A 258-nucleotide genomic window follows, 5' to 3' on the forward strand; every position below is an offset into this window, starting at 1 on the left:
TTCTCTCTGGCGATATCGTGCTGTTGGCCAGCCAGCGCCTGGTTGATACCGATGACGGCGGTGGTCGCATCACTGGCCGCGAGATCATCAGTGGCAACCATAACAGTTTGTTCCCCGATATCAGCGATATGGATCGGGCCTATGGCACCGTGAATATGCGCAAGGCATTTCTGGCGGTGCAGACGGACGACACCGACACCTACTATGGCGCCAATGCCATGGTGCTGCTGCCGCCCAGTGACCCCAGCGTCAACCTGA

Annotated in this window: 1 protein-coding gene; it reads left to right on the forward strand. The window is 58.5% G+C overall.

The features are described from left to right. A partial coding sequence (locus tag ACW5W8_RS24095) for a hypothetical protein (protein WP_498630935.1) occupies nt 1-258 on the forward strand: 258 nt, incomplete at both ends.

It is taken from the genome of Aeromonas aquatilis (assembly GCF_054052405.1).